General features: G+C 41.4%; 11 protein-coding genes and 2 pseudogenes. 8 read left to right on the forward strand and 5 right to left on the reverse strand.

Annotation, left to right across the window (positions count from 1 at the left end):
* Window positions 1–170: 170 nt before the first annotated feature.
* The 3 genes from ACFO4L_RS14510 to ACFO4L_RS14520 all read right to left on the reverse strand — a co-directional run bounded on the left by ACFO4L_RS14510 (window position 171) and on the right by ACFO4L_RS14520 (window position 1,516).
* Entirely contained in the window at window positions 171–551 is a 381-nt protein-coding gene (locus ACFO4L_RS14510) for a type II toxin-antitoxin system HicB family antitoxin (protein ID WP_377910387.1), read from the reverse strand.
* Entirely contained in the window at window positions 548–742 is a 195-nt protein-coding gene (locus tag ACFO4L_RS14515; protein WP_168006297.1) for a type II toxin-antitoxin system HicA family toxin, read from the reverse strand. The genes ACFO4L_RS14510 and ACFO4L_RS14515 overlap by 4 nt, the downstream gene beginning before the upstream one ends.
* Window positions 743–904: 162 nt before the next feature.
* On the reverse strand, window positions 905–1,516 hold the full coding sequence (locus ACFO4L_RS14520; protein WP_377910388.1) for a recombinase family protein: 612 nt from the start codon (window positions 1,514–1,516) through the stop codon (window positions 905–907).
* A 364-nt stretch (window positions 1,517–1,880) separates the two neighbouring features.
* Here ACFO4L_RS14520 and ACFO4L_RS14525 point away from each other — a divergent pair, with 364 nt between their 5' ends.
* From ACFO4L_RS14525 to ACFO4L_RS14550, 6 genes are all read left to right on the forward strand, one after another.
* Entirely contained in the window at window positions 1,881–2,249 is a 369-nt protein-coding gene (locus ACFO4L_RS14525) for an ArsR/SmtB family transcription factor (RefSeq protein WP_377910389.1), read from the forward strand.
* The gene (locus tag ACFO4L_RS14530) at window positions 2,242–4,710 is read left to right on the forward strand and encodes a heavy metal translocating P-type ATPase (RefSeq protein WP_377910390.1); all 2,469 of its coding nucleotides are present in this window, start codon (window positions 2,242–2,244) and stop codon (window positions 4,708–4,710) included. The genes ACFO4L_RS14525 and ACFO4L_RS14530 overlap by 8 nt, the downstream gene beginning before the upstream one ends.
* Window positions 4,707–5,327 carry a CadD family cadmium resistance transporter gene (locus ACFO4L_RS14535; protein WP_168006045.1) on the forward strand — a complete coding sequence of 207 codons (621 nt, stop codon included), beginning with the start codon at window positions 4,707–4,709 and terminating at the stop codon, window positions 5,325–5,327. Before ACFO4L_RS14530 ends, ACFO4L_RS14535 begins: the two co-directional genes overlap by 4 nt.
* Before the next feature lie 280 nt (window positions 5,328–5,607).
* Window positions 5,608–6,054, forward strand: a complete 447-nt coding sequence (locus ACFO4L_RS14540) for a CopY/TcrY family copper transport repressor (RefSeq protein ID WP_168006047.1) — start codon at window positions 5,608–5,610, stop codon at window positions 6,052–6,054.
* Window positions 6,055–6,174: 120 nt separating this feature from the next.
* The gene (locus tag ACFO4L_RS14545) at window positions 6,175–8,412 is read left to right on the forward strand and encodes a heavy metal translocating P-type ATPase (RefSeq protein WP_377910391.1); all 2,238 of its coding nucleotides are present in this window, start codon (window positions 6,175–6,177) and stop codon (window positions 8,410–8,412) included.
* A gap of 129 nt (window positions 8,413–8,541) precedes the next feature.
* Window positions 8,542–10,554, forward strand: a complete 2,013-nt coding sequence (locus ACFO4L_RS14550) for a copper-translocating P-type ATPase (RefSeq protein WP_168006049.1) — start codon at window positions 8,542–8,544, stop codon at window positions 10,552–10,554.
* 970 nt (window positions 10,555–11,524) lie between these two features.
* Here ACFO4L_RS14550 and ACFO4L_RS14555 read toward each other — a convergent pair.
* The gene (locus ACFO4L_RS14555; protein ID WP_168006301.1) at window positions 11,525–12,217 is read right to left on the reverse strand and encodes an urease accessory protein UreH domain-containing protein; all 693 of its coding nucleotides are present in this window, start codon (window positions 12,215–12,217) and stop codon (window positions 11,525–11,527) included.
* Between the two features lie 367 nt (window positions 12,218–12,584).
* Window positions 12,585–13,262: a TVP38/TMEM64 family protein gene (locus ACFO4L_RS14560; RefSeq protein WP_246238148.1), complete on the reverse strand. Its 678-nt coding sequence runs from the start codon at window positions 13,260–13,262 to the stop codon at window positions 12,585–12,587.
* Window positions 13,263–14,071: 809 nt separating this feature from the next.
* Here ACFO4L_RS14560 and ACFO4L_RS14565 point away from each other — a divergent pair.
* Both ACFO4L_RS14565 and ccsB read left to right on the forward strand, forming a co-directional pair.
* Window positions 14,072–14,893: pseudogene (locus ACFO4L_RS14565) on the forward strand (cytochrome c biogenesis ResB family protein); the annotation flags it as partial.
* Between the two features lies 1 nt (window position 14,894).
* Window positions 14,895–16,127 (forward strand): annotated as a pseudogene (ccsB, locus tag ACFO4L_RS14570) (c-type cytochrome biogenesis protein CcsB).
* The last annotated feature ends 6 nt before the right edge of the window (window positions 16,128–16,133 follow it).

Below are 16,133 nucleotides of genomic sequence, written 5' to 3' on the forward strand. Positions count from 1 at the left end.
CCTTGTCAGGAGTGGACCATGAGGTCCAGAAAAGCGGAAATGTGCCTATTTACTGTCGAACTCGAGTCTTATATTCCAATATTAGTAGATATATTTTTCTAAAACAATAATAGGCTCTAAACTAAACATTCTTAGCTCAGAGCCTACTACCACAAATTTTTCTAATTCAATTACACTTTTTCTAAATCATTTTTCTCGTGTCTCTCTACCTCTTCCAACTCATCGAGTGCAGCTTCCATTAATTTTTTAGATGCCCATACATTTATACTTTCCCCTGAATGTAAGGCCGCTTTATTGATGAACTTGTGGCGTCTTGGGCCTACTCGCAGCATAAAATTACCTGAAAAAGGTTTCTCTGGTTGTACGCCTTCAGATGCACAAAAATCAAGATAATTATCCACAGAATCATGAAACGCTTTTTTCATCTCAGGAATAGTTTCCCCTTGAAAGGTAATGGTATCTTTCAGGTCTACAACTTCTCCATGCAATATGCCTTCATCAACATCAAGGTCAATGACGCCGGTATACCCTTTATAAGTCAATATAGTCATTCTGTTACACCTGCTTCCTCTAAAAATTTCCTCACAGATTTGACGGCACCTTTATCAGTCACTCTTTCCGGATGCGGACGATGGAATACAGCAAATCGCCCATTCAACTTCACGCGAACACGAGAGCCGCGACCTTCGCTGATTTCGCCTCCAGCCGCTCGAAACAACGATTCGATGTCTGACCATGGGATGTCTGATTAGACGGGATCTGTGAAAATTTTTTGGAGTGTTTTCGAGTGTTTGTTATTTAATTTCTTAGGGGCCAGTGATATCACCTCTTGATATCATAATATTGGATCAATCTCTTATTGTCAATTGATCCAATCAAGTTTCCTCTATATAAAGAGAAATCATTATTTGTTTTTTAATTCTTCGATTTGTTTCACTAATTTATAGAATGTGGTCTTCTTTACCCCTGTTTCTCTCATAGCACGGGTAGCAGTCACGTGACCTTGTTTCCAGCTTGCATAAACTTCTAGAAAATCTTCTGAAATTTCGACTGTCGGTCGTCCATAAGGCTCTCCATTATTTAATGCTGCATCAATGCCTTCTCGCTGCCGCTTACGAATACGTTCTCGTTCATCTTGAGCGACCCAGGAAAGAATCTGCAAAACCAAATCCGCAATAAATGTTCCCATGCTGTCTTTATACTGGGTGGTATCCAGAAGAGGCATATCAAGAACTACAATATCTGCTTGAATCTCTTTGGTGATTTCGTTCCATTCCCCTAAAATTTCCTCTTTGTTTCTTCCAAAGCGATCCAAGGAATGAATATAGAGCACATCTTCTTTTCGAAGCACTCGTTTTAATAATTGATACTGTTCTCTTTGGAAATCTTTCCCACTCGCCTTATCAATAAAAATATCTCGACTGTTAATACCTAATTTTTCCATGGAAATTATTTGTCTGCTTTCATTTTGATCTTTACTACTTACTCGTATATATCCAAATTTTCTTTTTTTCATAAATTTCTATCATCTACCTTTTAGTATAGTCTTATTGTTAAATTATACCATAATATGTCCGTAAATATGTTGGTAAAATCGCGAACGTTCATAAAGTCATTTTACACTTTTGCGAACGATAAAACAGGCATATTTTCTATACGGAGTAAGCGTTCGGAAAAGTGTACTTTTAAGAACGAATAAATTATTTATCACAATAAAGTTCACTTACGATATCGTAATTTCTTTCAGCTTTATTTCAGAAAATTCTTTCTATGTCGCGAAAAACTTATACAAATTTATTATTATTCAAACATCTGCTTGAATAAAGAAAACAAGATGATATACTATATTCAAACAAATATTTGAATGACGAGGTGTATGTATGAATAAGAAAGAAACATGTGAAGTTTTTTGTTATGACGAAGAAAAGGTTGTTTGGATGCAAGAGAATTTACAAACTGTTGATATTGCCGGTATATCACAGATGCTTAAGGCTATTGCCGATGTGAATAGGGCAAAAATCACCTATTCCTTATGCAAGGAAGAGGAATTATGCGTCTGTGACATCGCAAATATACTCGGTGTGACTGTAGCAAATGCATCTCATCATTTACGCACGCTCTACAAAGAAGGCATCGTTACATTCAGGAAAGAAGGGAAACTCGCGTTCTATTCTCTGGAAGATCAGCATATTAAAGAAATCATGACGATTGCAATAATACATAGGAAAGAAGTGATAACCAATGTCTGAAGGGATTGCAGAGCTGACTGAAGAAGAAAAAAAAGTTTACCGTGTTCAGGGGTTTTCCTGTGCGAACTGTGCAGGGAAATTTGAGCGCAATGTGAAGAAACTACCTGAAGTTCAAGATGCGAAGGTGAATTTTGGCGCATCAAAAATTTCTGTATATGGTTCTGCAACAGTTGAGGAACTGGAAGAAGCAGGGGCATTTGAAAACCTCAAAGTGGTGCCTGAAAAGTCTAGGCGTCAAACGCAACCAGAAGTAAATAAAGAAAAAAAAGTTTACCGTGTTCAGGGGTTTTCCTGTGCGAACTGTGCTGGCACATTTGAGAACAATGTGAAGAAACTACCTGAAGTTCAAGATGCGAAGGTGAATTTTGGCGCATCAAAAATTTCTGTATATGGTTCTGCAACGGTTGAGGAACTGGAAGAAGCAGGAGCATTTGAAAATCTCATAGTGGTGCCTGAGAAATCCCGGGAAGAAAGTGGACAAGACAAAAAAGAAAAGGAAGTAACCATTCCATTTTATAAAAAGCACAGCACTCTGCTCTATTCGCTACTGTTTATCGCTTTTGGCTTCATTTCAATGTTGGTGAATGGTGATGACAATATTCTTACACCGCTGCTATTCATCACTTCCATGATTGTCGGAGGGGCTTCAATGCTGAAAACGGGTCTCCAGAATTTAGTCCGGTTTGAATTTGATATGCGAACCCTGATGACAGTCGCAGTGATTGGCGGTGTCATCATCGGAGAATGGGCCGAGGTCGCAATCGTGGTCATCTTGTTTGCCATCAGCGAAGCGTTGGAGCGTTTCTCGATGGATCGAGCAAGGCAATCCATCAGTTCATTGATGGATATTGCTCCTAAAGAGGCACTTGTCAGACGCAACGGACAGGAAATGACAGTGCACGTCAATGATATTGCTGTGGGCGATATCATGATTGTTAAGCCTGGACAGAAAATTGCTATGGACGGCGTAATTGTCAATGGCTACTCTGCAATCAACCAGGCAGCAATCACAGGTGAATCAGTGCCGGTTGAAAAATCGCTCGATGATGAAGTATTTGCAGGGACACTGAACGAAGAAGGCTTACTGGAGGTTAAAATCACTAAATTGGTTGAAGATACGACCATTGCCAAAATCATTCATCTGGTGGAAGAAGCACAAGGTGAGCGTGCTCCTGCCCAGGCATTCGTTGATAAATTTGCAAAATATTATACGCCTGCCATTATGGGTGTCGCAGTGCTGGTTGCGATTGTACCCCCGTTATTTTTCGGTGCGAGTTGGTCCACTTGGGTGTATCAAGGGTTAGCGGTTCTCGTTGTAGGGTGTCCATGTGCATTGGTGATTTCCACGCCGATAGCGATTGTTTCAGCAATCGGAAACGCTGCCAAGAAGGGAGTCCTTATAAAAGGCGGGGTCTACCTCGAAGAAATGGGTGGATTAAAAGCCATTGCATTTGATAAGACCGGCACACTCACAAAGGGCGTCCCGGTTGTAACCGATTATCGTTTAATCGACAATGCAATTGATGAAAAGGAAATGCTGGCAGTCATCACAGCATTGGAAGATCGTTCTCAGCATCCATTGGCATCCGCGATTATAAAGAAGGCAGACAGTTATAACCTTCCTTATTCTGATATCTTTGTCGAAGACTTTTCTTCCATTACAGGCAAAGGGATACGGGGCAAAATCAATAATGAAATGTATTACGTTGGCAGCCCGGCATTATTTGAAGAGATAGAGGCAGATAATTTCAATGATGCAATTAAAAGTGATGTCAAAACACTTCAAGAACAAGGTAAGACCGTTATGGTTGCAGGAACGAAAAATACAGTTCAGGCAATTATTGCAGTCGCGGATGAAGTCCGCGAATCAAGTAAAGCGGTAATCCAGAAGCTGCATCAGGTAGGCATCGAAAAAACAGTCATGCTTACGGGGGATAATCATAGTACTGCCCGTGCGATTGGTTCACATGTCGGTGTCACAGATATTCAATCTGAATTACTCCCGCAGGATAAACTAGACGTAATCAAGCAACTAAAAACTGATTATCGTCATGTAGGCATGGTCGGCGATGGGGTCAATGACGCCCCGGCGCTGGCAGCTTCCACCGTTGGTATCGCTATGGGTGGCGCCGGTACAGATACCGCTCTTGAAACAGCAGATGTCGCTTTAATGGGCGATGACCTGAGGAAACTGCCCTTTACCATCAAACTTAGCCGTAAAACATTGAACATCATCAAAGCGAATATCGCTTTTGCCATTGGAATCAAACTGATTGCTCTATTGTTGGTCATCCCAGGATGGCTGACACTATGGATTGCGATTCTCTCGGACATGGGTGCCACTTTAGTGGTGGCCATGAATGGTTTGAGGCTTATGCGTGTGAAGGAAGATGAATTAAGCTTGGGTTCTTCCCAGATAAATAAAAGTACTGATGCTGAAAAATTGGAGTTGGAACTATGATTGTAACGGCATTTACAGCTGCTGCCGTTTATGTAGCGACAGGAATCGACTACCTCGTTATATTGATTCTTCTGTTTTCGCAGATCAAAAAGAGTAATCAAATAAAACATATTTGGATTGGACAATATATAGGGACAGTCATTATTATAGGCGCAAGTCTTCTGGTCGCATTGGGAGTAGCCAATTTTATTCCTCAACAATGGATGATCGGCCTGCTTGGATTGCTGCCACTTTACCTGGGTATCAAAATATGGATCAAAGGGGAAGAAGACGAAGATGAAGGCAACATTCTCTCCCTTTTCTCTTCAGGCAGATTCAATCAATTATTCATAACGGTCACTTTCATTGTACTGGCTTCCAGTGCGGATGATTTCGCTATCTATATACCGTACTTTACGACTTTAAATATGATGGAAATCATTATTGCCGTCATTGTTTTCATGATCATGGTTGGTGTTCTATGTCTAATCAGCTATCGATTGGCTTCCTTGAATTTTGTTTCAGATAAAATCGAAAAATATGAACGTTGGATCGTTCCAATCGTCTTTATAGGATTAGGAATTTATATCCTATTTGAAAATGGCACATTCAACGCTCTGTTCTCATTCCTATTTTAATAGAAAATTTTATAAGCCGATATCTCTCTTTTAATGTGAGATATCGGCTTAATTTTAGTGCAAAATATCACTTAAATAAGTGCAAAATAAAGTCAAAAGTCACAGTTATATCAGGATTTTTAAAATACCTCGACTTGCAGGTTTAGAGTGTACTTTTACGAACGTTTGATTTCTGTCATCCACATTCTTTAGAAACTAGTAAAATACCTTGACATTAATCGTTTACAATTGTAGACTAAATATAACGATTACAAACGTAAACGAAAAGGGGGATGAAAACATGAATACGCAAATAGATTATAATATCACTGATGCAGAATGGGAAGTAATGCGTGTCGCCTGGGCTCACGAAAAAGTCACGAGTAAAGAAATCATCAACGTGCTCCAGCAAAAAATGGATTGGAAACCAGCTACAACGAAAACCTTTATTGGCAGACTTGTAAAGAAAGAAATGCTTCATACGGAAACAGAAGGAAAGAAGTATATATATTCCGCCAATGTCAGTGAAAGCGAAATAACCAAAAAAATGCTTCATGAACTTCTGGAACGTATGTGTGACAAGGAAATTGGCAATACGATTGTGGATGTAATTTCCAAAGCACCTTTAAGCTTCAAGGATATAGAGAATTTGGAAAAAACATTGGAGAGTAAGAAAAAAGATGCTGTAGAGGAGGTCCCGTGCAGCTGTGTTCCAGGACAGTGTAAGTGTCAGAATCATCACTGCTAGACAGAAGGTTATTGATCAATGAGGTTAGCCGCTGTTCAGGAAAAAACAGCCGGCCATCTTTTTTAACTATTTATATACTATACCCAGGTATTGTACAAAACAGGTAGAGGAGGAATTGCTGTGAATAAAATTAATGTCTCTGTGAGTGGTATGACGTGTGCTTCATGCGTCAACCGGGTGGAGAAATCTATTTATAAAGTAGATGGCGTTGAAGAAGCCCAGGTAAACCTTGCTTCGCACAGCGCGCAGGTTTGGGTAGAGGACGATGTGACGAGCGAGCAGATTATTCAAGCCGTCGAAAAGCTTGGATACGGGGCAGAATTGCAAGGAAGTGACGAGGTGAAGGACCGTTCCGGGGAAGAGAAACTGGAGACGGATTCTCTTAAGAAAAGTGTGTTTTGGAGCAGCCTGGTAACAGCCATCGTTCTGATAGGGAGTATTCCGCACATGATGCCGCACTGGGGGGACTGGGTACCGGCGTTTCTTGCAAGCCCGTTCGTGCTTCTTTTGCTTACCTCCTATGTGCAGCTCGGTCCGGGGCGCCGTTTTTACACCAACAGCTATAAAGTATTAAAGAGCGGTTCGGCAGATATGAATGTGCTTGTCGCAATGGGAACGACAGCCGCATGGTTTTACAGTGGGGCACTGACGCTTTTCCCAGCCTATTTAACAGGACTCGGCTTTCCAAATGAGTTGTACTACGATGTCACCACGGTCATCACTACACTTATTCTCGTGGGCCGTTATCTCGAAGCAAAAGCAAAAGGAGAAACGTCGACTGCGATCAAAAAGCTCATGAACATGCAGGCAAAAACGGCGCGCGTAATACGCGGGGGAGAACAAAAAGAAATTCCAGTAGAGGAAGTGCAGATCGACGATGAGATCCAAGTGCGTCCCGGGGAGCGTGTTCCGGTAGACGGTCGGATCATCAAAGGGACCTCCTCTGTCGATGAGTCTATGATTACGGGCGAGTCCCTGCCAGTGGAAAAACAGGTGAAGGATGAGGTGATCGGTGCGACCCTCAATAAATCCGGAAGTTTTACGATGAAGGCTTCCAAAGTCGGAAAGGATACGATGCTTTCGCAGATTATCCGGATGGTGAATGAAGCGCAGGGTTCTAAAGCACCAATCCAGAGAATTGTCGATGTAATTGCTGCTTATTTTGTGCCGGCCGTAGTGCTGATTGCTCTCGGCAGCGCGGTTGTCTGGTTTCTGTTCGGACCGGAGCCGGCTATGATTATGTCGCTTACGACCTTTATCGCTGTGTTGATCATTGCTTGTCCGTGTGCCCTTGGGCTTGCGACACCGACAGCGATTATGGTGGGAACGGAAAAAGGAGCAGAAAACGGCATCCTGATCAAGGACGCGACGAGCCTGGAGCGTATAAAGAAAGTGGATACTGTCGTTTTTGATAAAACAGGTACGATTACGAAAGGAAAGCCTGTCGTCACAGATTTGATACTTTCCGGCATGCTGCCGGAGGAAGAACTGTTGCAGATGGCAGCTTCGGTGGAAAACAGCTCCGAGCATCCATTAGGGGAAGCGATTGTGGAAGCAGCCAAAGAAGAGGGTCTTTCACTGATCGAACCGGAACGTTTTCAATCGATTACCGGTCATGGAATTGAAGCCGTGTGGAATGGAAAAAAAGTTCTGATCGGCAACGAAAAGCTGATGCAGGACCGCGGGGTGGATACAGCTTCTATCAACAGCGAGAGCGTGGAGCTTGCAAAATCTGGCAAGACACCGATGTTTGCGGCAGTGGACGGGCAGATAGCAGGTATTGTTGCCGTAGCAGACACTTTGAAAGAAAATGCAAAACAATCTGTGCGAACGCTCCAGGAAATGGGGCTGGAAGTTCTAATGATCACTGGAGATCATGAAGATACGGCTGCGGCAATCGCGCGAGAAGCCGGAATTGATGATTATATTGCACAAGTGTTACCCGAGCATAAGGCAGAAGCGATTAAAAAGCTGCAGAAAGAAGGAAAAATTGTCGCTATGGTCGGCGACGGAATCAACGATGCCCCGGCACTTGCGCAGGCGGATGTCGGCATGGCGATCGGTACCGGTACAGACGTAGCGATGGAAACCGCAAACATCACTCTGATGAAGGGGGACATTGCAAAAGTCGCTACAGCGATCAAACTTTCCAGAACTACCATGCGTATGATACACCAAAACCTCGGATGGGCATTTGGTTACAATATTGTGCTGATCCCGGTAGCTGCTGGAGCGTTGTTCCCGGTGTTTGGTCTTCTCCTCAATCCTATGCTTGCCGGCTTAGCGATGGCGCTCAGCTCCGTTTCAGTAGTGTTAAACACTTTAAGACTGAGAAAATTTAAGTCAGTTACTGCGTAATTTATAACAAAGTTGATGTTCATGATTTTAACAGGATCTAATTAATAAAAATGTAAATGAAAGAATAAGGAATGTTGCACCTTGTAACGATAATAGAGAAGCAAAACACTTAGAAAGGAGCGGAATTCAATGAATGATCATCAGCACCATCAGCATGAGGCATCAGAAGATCATGCTCACGAAAATCATTCCGAAGGGCACGCACATCACGAAAACGAATTTAAACAGAGATTTTATGTTTCTCTGATCTTTATGGTCCCTATTTTACTTCTTTCTCCCATGATACAGTCCTTTATCGGAGTAGATTGGCGCTTTCAGGGAGACATGTTCATTCTTTTTGCGCTTTCCAGTGTGGTGTACTTTTACGGAGGATGGCCGTTTTTAAAAGGGGTATTCCAGGAAGCGAAACAAAAAGCGCCTGGGATGATGACGCTGATCGCTTTTGCCATTTCCGTCGCGTATTTTTACAGCACAGCGGTTGTATTCGGTGTTCCAGGGCACGAAATGTACTGGGAGCTTTCTACCCTCATCGTGATTATGCTGCTCGGCCATTGGATAGAGATGAAGTCGATTATGGGAGCATCCAATGCTTTGGAAGAATTAGTGAGGTTTATGCCCTCCACCGCTCACTTGTTAGAGCAGGATGGGAGCACGCGGGAAGTAGCCGTTTCTGATCTGCATCCCGGCCAGCAGGTGCTGATTAAACCCGGGGAAAAAGTACCGGTAGATGGAGAAATCATCAAAGGCTCTTCTGAAGTAGACGAATCCAGTCTGACCGGAGAATCTGTTCCTATTCTCAAAGAAATGGAAGATCAGGTCATTGGAGGATCCGTAAACGGAGAAGGATCACTGACAGTTACAGTGAATAAAACGGGAGAAGAAAGCTATCTTTCTCAAGTCATTACCATGGTGCAAGAAGCGCAGGAGTCCAAGTCCCGTGCACAGAACCTGGCGAATCGCGCTGCAAAGCTGTTATTTTATGTAGCAGTGCTTGCTGGCTCCGCTACGCTCGTTATCTGGCTGACTGCCGGATTTTCCGTACAGTTTTCTATTGAACGAATGGTCACCGTGATGGTCATTGCCTGCCCGCATGCATTGGGGCTTGCGACGCCTTTAGTTACGGCAGTATCAACAAGTCTGTCTGCGAAAAAAGGACTGCTGATACGAAATCGCACCAATTTTGAAGAAGGCCGGTATTTAGACGCGGTGGTATTTGATAAAACAGGCACGCTGACCAAAGGGGAATTTGGGATTACAGATTTTCTGACAGCAAACGATGGAGAGAAAGAGGAAATTCTTTCCCTGGCGGCTTCTGTGGAATCACAATCGGCACATCCGATTGCAAAAGGAATTGTCGAAGCAGCAAAAGATAAGCATGTATCGTTTTCTTCTCCTGACGACTTTACTTCTTTGACTGGGAAGGGACTGCAAGGCACGGTGAACGGGAAGAAAGTGATGGTGGTAAGTCCGGGATATATGGAGGAAGCGGACATTACTTATCCAAAGGAAGAATTTGAAGCATTATCCGAGGAAGGAAAGACAGTAGTGTTTGTGCTTATTAATGACAATTACGCTGCCATGATCGCCCTCGCCGATCAAGTACGGGAAAGCTCTAAGAAAGCCGTGGCAGCATTAAAAGACATGGGGATTAAATCAATCATGCTCACCGGAGATAATCAAAAGGTGGCAGAATGGGTAGGAAGACAGCTCGACCTGGAAGAAGTATATGCCGGCGTGCTTCCTCATGAAAAAGCGGAAAAAATCAAAGAAATTCAAGCAAAAGGTTGGAAAGTAGCAATGACAGGAGACGGGGTGAATGATGCACCTGCGCTTGCCAATGCGGATTTAGGCATTGCCATCGGGGCAGGAACCGATGTAGCGATGGAATCGGCAGATGTCATTTTAGTGAGAAGTGATCCGCAGGACGTAGTCGCGTTATTAAAATTGTCTCGCGCCACATATCGCAAAATGATCCAAAACCTCTGGTGGGCTGCGGGATATAATATTGTCGCACTCCCACTGGCAGCGGGTGTTCTCTATACATTTGGCATTCTGCTCACTCCCGCAGCTGGAGCAGTATTAATGTCGCTCAGTACCATCATCGTTGCGATTAATGCAAGATTATTAAAAGTTTCTTCATAAACAAAAGACTTTGCAGATTATGCTGGAACATACTAGTGCACAATTGTTGAATTCCTCCATCACCTCCATGTTACCTCGAATAGAGAATTATCAATATGGGGTGATAAGAATGGTCGTACGACAAGCTGCAACCATTGAATGAAGTGAAAACAGCATTATATTCTTGATGAACTTATGGCAGGGACCAAACCTCACTTCATCTTAAAACCCGTGCATTGATTATCATGAAAGTGGCAGAATGAATAACAAACAAATCGCGTTAAGAAATGGCGTAATCGTTAGGAAGAATCCGCAGAAGCTTTACCGCGTGAGGCCGAAAGGATTCACGCGGTAAATATCCCCATTTATTCCGTGATCAGTGATAGTTAGCTCCGGCAAACCAGGTTTCTTCTCAGACAATTAGAACACCGCTAGAAAAAGGGCTTCCCTTCAGCCACTGAACACTTGGAAAACACGCACGGCAAGACGAAAACGAAGGGATAGTAGAAAATATTTCCGCGAGCAGTGTTTTTCGTTTTTAAAAATCAGCGGATTTGAAACCTCCTCAAAGTAGGGTTTGATTACATACAATCGTGGAAGATCCGGAAAAATATCAAGAACAGGTCAGGCAAGTATGCCAAGTTTATCAGGAAGCTTTAAACGAAAAATTTAACGGAGAGGGAGCATCGTCGTATCCGTGTGATTTATACACCGAAATAATGTTCCGGACTCCAACAAATTGCATGATGATTTAGCATTCTCTGCCGTGCATTAATCAATCCGAGAGCCAGCTTTCTTTCCGTGGAAGACCTAATCCATCAATTAAGTGAATCCATCGCATTTTGTAATCAACACCTGGCTAAACCATTTCTTTGGACTTATAAAGGAGGACGATTGGAGGTGTAACTATTTATTTGCGTCACGAAGCACTAGTGAAAATTAGTAGTTGATTCAACAAGTTGAGAAAGGAGAGAAAATCATCTTTTTCGCATTACCAAAATGTCATCATATCTAATATGCCGATGAAGATCATGAATCCCCCCGCGAGACGTTGCACTAAGCTACCTAACTTTCTTCCCTGTTTTAATATAGCGCCTCCAATTCCCAAATACCAAATGATAAATATTACTATCAAGAGAGGCAGCGTGGTGCCTATAGCGAAAATTCCTGGTAAAATCACTCCATATGCAGTGGAAAAAGTAACAGGCATAAGTAACACGAAAAATAAAATGAACATCGTGGGGCAAAATCCAAGTGAAAAACTAAAACCCAACATAAAAGCGCCCCAATTTCCTTTTCTTTGTCTCTTACCCGCCTCATAATTTTGCGATTTCCACAATTTCATTGTCCAACGCATCGTAAAAAATCCAAGCATATAGAGTCCGACGAATATTAATATGGGCCCTAATATCCTTCTGATCCAAGGGAAATAGGGTGTCAACTCTCTTTGGAATTCTTGTCCAATTATCCAAACGATGCTTCCGAGCAATGTAAAAGCTGTAATTTTTCCGAGCGTATAAAAAAATGTATTGGACCAAGAGATCCCTTTGTTGAGAGACTTTGAACCGTAGAGAGTAATCGCACTTACATTTCCTGAAAATTGACAAGGTGCTAAAGCTCCTACAACCCCTAGCGCTAAGGCAAACAATAGGGGGATTGTTTCAACGCTATTTGCCGCATTCATAAAAGGTTCTCGAAAAAATGCGCTGATTTGCTCCACTAATTGGTAAAACAACGAATCCCCACCTTTAATTGTATATTTGAAATTAATATATTGAAGTAATAGCCATTACTATGATACATAAATGTGTTGCATTTGTACTATTTCTGGACGTTTAATCAAAGCTACGGGAAGAAGTATACTGTAAAAGGAAGTAAAACATATCTGATGTCGCTTTTATAAAGTTGATAGATCAAGGAAGCAAAAAGTGATAATAGAATATATTTAGAGCCCTCCATTAAAAAGGAAATAGTTGAATTACATGAGGGGGTATCTGTTAAAAGCACAGAAGAAAAAACAGAGTTTTTAATTTATCTTAACTTGTAAAGACTTAAAGGTTTAAAAAATAACTTTTACATTGTTGTCTCTGTTTATCTTTTCTTTTTAATACTGCCTTCCTTACTTGAGCACTACCAATTAGTATCAGAAATATAGTTAAAACTATGTAGATAGTATATTGGTATTCTAATGCGATAACTCCTTCTGAAAATAAAGCAAGCATAAAAACGAATATAGTATTTCCAATAAAGGTAGCTGTAATATAATCTTTTGCTTTTATATTACTCAAACCACACCCAATATTAATTACACTAGCAGGCATGAACGGAAAAAGCCGCAACCACAGTACAAATTTAAACCCATTGTTTTCAATTTTCTGTTTGATTGTGAGATGGTTATATTTCATACCCCATTTATGAAAACCATACCTGCCCAAATAAAAAACCAATACAGATCCTAAGAAATTTCCTATTAAACTCCATATATAACCATAAAAGAAACCGAATAACCAAATGTTAAACATTGTAAGCAATAAAAAGGGAAGAATAGAAAAGATATTTTGCATCATCATAAATCCAAAGGTGATAATCAGTATGGTTAATAAGTTCTCACCCATCTTTTTTTGTAGAATCTCCCAATCACCAGAGTGGAAATAGACAATCCATTCTTGTTGATAAATAAAGCCTGCCCCAATGAATAAAACTAATAGAAAGAAAAAAAATAATTTCAACGCAGAGCCCCTTTCATCTTTAAAAAACCCAGCACTTTAACAAATTCAATAAGACCTCGGCGCTTTCTCATTATTCCACTATTAAAGTGGATTTTATATCCAAGTGCCCCCTCCCCATGAAAAGCTGAAGTAAATTGTAAATTCTCTCGGTGCCAATTATTGTGTACACTCCTAGACGTAATATTTTGCCCGGATATTATTTTTCCTTTTCTTGTTTTCTATGGATGTTTCTATACATGACTCTCGGAATGTGTAACAAGGAATGGAAGTATCAGCATTTTCATGTCACAAACAACCGTTCTTCCCTAGATAAATAATTATTGGTTCTCCTATTAAAGGGGGATGTCTTAGCTTTGAATGTTTTCTACCCCTCGTTACATATTTAGAAATGCACGTTTAAAATAGAAAAATCCACTAGCCAACCAAGATAATAAAAGGTTAGAATTTCATTATATATATATCCATAATTATCTAATTTAGAGGAGTGAATTATTCCCACTTTCTTACTCGAAATGAAAGCATCCTTTCTTTTGAAAGACAGTCGAACTCTATAATCTGATTTGCAATGGTTAAACATAAAAATATTATACCTGAATTTATTGAAGAAAGTATGAAGGAGTAGCATGTAACAATAATGAATATGCAGGGGAGTCAATTTTATAATGTAGTATTCCTGTGATTTAACAAGTATTTTTGAAAAAAGAAGAAGATGCTCTTCAAAGAAAACGGATGAAGTGGAAATTATTCACAACATTTGGATGTTACTTTGTAATAAAGATTTATGAAATTGATTCAATTATCAAACGAACGCTACTTTGTATAAGCGGACCTCTGCAGGGAGTATCGGCAGTGAAACAGAACTGGAAGAAGTGAGGGATCACGCTATTCGGGTAAATGAACCGCTCACTTTTGAAGGAATATCTTTATACCAGGTCGATTATCGTTTAAACGAGCTTGCTACCTTTACTTTTGGGGTGGAAGTGGAAGATGAAGACGGAGAAGCAGAAGCATTGGAAGACGTAGTATTTGAAGTTGACCTGAATGACCCGGAGATGTTTTACGAGTTTGATAATGGTTACCAGATTGAAATTATAGAATATTTTCCGAATTTTTATATAGATGATGATGGGGAGCCGACTACGATGAATCGAATTCCTGATAATCCACGGATTATATTTGAACTATTTCCACCAGACGCTGATCCTGCCGTTGATACAGGAGAAATCAGCCTGATTGGAGTGCAGGTAAATGAAGCGCTGAACGGGGAAGGCGATCATACAATCCGGATGCTGGGTGTTGAAATGCTTGATCTTACAGGCTTAACAATTCGAAGAGATCATACGCTGCCGATTATTATGGCTGGCGGTGTGATTTTTATGATTGGACTTGTTCAAGGTTCCTACTGGTTCCACAGGCGTATTTGGATTCAACAAAAAGATGGAGAGTTCTTCGTAGCCGGTCATACGAATAAAAACTGGCATACGCTCAAAAAAGATATTGATTATTTAGGAGGCAAAGTTGCGCTTCCTGAAGTGGTTGACCAAGCAGATAAAGAACAGGAAGAAAAAGAACTAAAAGAGAAAGAAGCGAGAAAGCAAGAAGAGCAATTGAATGAAGGAGGCAGGAAATAGGATGTTTGAACTCAGCAGTACATTATTATATATTGCTTTCGGTCTGTATTTAGCTTCTACTATCTTTTTTACAGTTTCAATCACCGGTAAAAAGTTCAAAAACAAAGCGGGAGAGGAGCAGAATAAAGCAGGGTTACTCGGCTACCTCAGCGCGATAGTGGCTCTCATAGCAGCGATTGCATATTTTATCACCCGCTGGATGGCGACGGGGCATGCTCCGGTCAGTAATATGTATGAATATACAATTGCACTGGGAATTGCAATGTCACTCGCATTTGTAATCATGTATCCTATGTATAAAAATAATTACCTGGGACTGTTTACGATGCCGGTGGTCATGCTGATAATTGCCTACGGGTCCATGTTCCCTGGTGAAGCACAGCCGCTGATTCCTGCGTTGCAGACGAACTGGCTGTGTCATCCATGTAATCACGACAGCGATCGGTCAGGGGATTTTAGCGATTGGGTTTGCTGCCGGCGTATTATATCTTGTGCGCATGATTGACTTTACCAAGGCTTCAAAGAAAGTTAAAGGCATTGAGTTCATTATGTTTACCCTTCTTGCCACGGTTGCTTATATTGCAATAGGGATGGGCTTTAATGCTGCAGGATATACGGCTACGTTTGACTACGTAAATGAGTTTGGAGAAGAAGATGCGATAGATTATTACCTGCCTCCGCTTGTAGGACCGAATGAAGGAGAGCTTGCCTCAGAGCAGGGGTTCAATCCTATCATTAACATGCCGGAATTTGTGCGCAGTGATGATGTGAACACTGTCGTTTGGTCAATTATTGGAGGATTGTTTTTATACGGTGGTCTCCGGTTTGGATTCCGAAAGCCTGTGGCAGGTCTCTTACAGCCGCTCGTCAGAAACGTGAATCCCCAGACAGTAGATGAAATCAGCTACCGTGCGATTGCGATTGGATTTCCTGTATTTACATTAGGAGGATTAATTTTCGCTATGATCTGGGCGCAGATTGCCTGGACTCGCTTCTGGGGATGGGATCCAAAGGAAGTATGGGCATTAATTACCTTTTTATTTATGCGGTGTATCTCCATCTGCGCTTATCTAGAGGATGGCAAGGAGAAAAAAGTGCCTGGCTTTGCGTGATAGGCTTTGCGCTGATCATGTTTAACTTAATATTTGTTAACTTAATTATTGCCGGTCTTCACTGTTTATGGCAAACTAAAAATGTAAGGTTCGGCATTGCATTTATGTATGATCCTAGATAAGGGGAA

This window comes from Bacillus daqingensis, from assembly GCF_042654445.1.
Classification (GTDB): domain Bacteria; phylum Bacillota; class Bacilli; order Bacillales; family Salisediminibacteriaceae; genus Alkalicoccus; species Alkalicoccus luteus.

Coding starts and splice junctions, on each gene's coding strand:
- ACFO4L_RS14510 (WP_377910387.1), bottom strand. CDS start 551: ATGACTATATTGACTTATAAAGGGTATACCGGCGTCATTGACCTTGAT.
- ACFO4L_RS14530 (WP_377910390.1), top strand. CDS start 2,242: ATGTCTGAAGGGATTGCAGAGCTGACTGAAGAAGAAAAAAAAGTTTAC.
- ACFO4L_RS14535 (WP_168006045.1), top strand. CDS start 4,707: ATGATTGTAACGGCATTTACAGCTGCTGCCGTTTATGTAGCGACAGGA.
- ACFO4L_RS14550 (WP_168006049.1), top strand. CDS start 8,542: ATGAATGATCATCAGCACCATCAGCATGAGGCATCAGAAGATCATGCT.
- ACFO4L_RS14540 (WP_168006047.1), top strand. CDS start 5,608: ATGAATACGCAAATAGATTATAATATCACTGATGCAGAATGGGAAGTA.
- ACFO4L_RS14525 (WP_377910389.1), top strand. CDS start 1,881: ATGAATAAGAAAGAAACATGTGAAGTTTTTTGTTATGACGAAGAAAAG.
- ACFO4L_RS14520 (WP_377910388.1), bottom strand. CDS start 1,516: ATGAAAAAAAGAAAATTTGGATATATACGAGTAAGTAGTAAAGATCAA.
- ACFO4L_RS14555 (WP_168006301.1), bottom strand. CDS start 12,217: ATGAATGCGGCAAATAGCGTTGAAACAATCCCCCTATTGTTTGCCTTA.